This window comes from Micromonospora mangrovicola, from assembly GCF_047200535.1.
GTDB lineage: Bacteria > Actinomycetota > Actinomycetes > Mycobacteriales > Micromonosporaceae > Micromonospora.
Map to the genome: position 1 here is coordinate 1 of NZ_JBJZOG010000284.1, position 348 is coordinate 348.

At 68.1% G+C, this 348-nt stretch carries 1 protein-coding gene; it reads right to left on the bottom strand.

What is annotated here, in order from left to right:
* The coding region (locus ACL02O_RS34490; protein WP_412822368.1) for an FG-GAP repeat domain-containing protein at positions 1 to 348 on the bottom strand (348 nt) is incomplete at both ends.

Consider the following 348-nt stretch of genomic DNA (forward strand, 5'->3'; position numbering starts at 1 on the left):
GCCGGAGGTGTACCAGCGGCCGAGGCTGGTGAGGCCGGTGCTCCAGACGTAGTAGCCGAAGGTGCCGTCGCTGAGCTGGTAGGCCATGACGATGTCGGCCTTGCCGTCGCCGGTGACGTCGCCGGCGGCGACGCGGTCGCCGACGTTGGACAGGGCGAAGGAGCCGGTGCCGACGTAGTCGGTGGTGCGGGTGAAGGTGCTGCCGGTGGAGAGCCAGCGGTAGATGCTCATGGTGGCGTTGCCGTTGTCTCGGACGAGGGCGGGTTCGGCCTTGCCGTCGCCGTTGAAGTCGGCGACGACGAGTCGTCCGTCGACGGTGTTGAGGTTGAAGGTGCCGGAGGTGAAGGT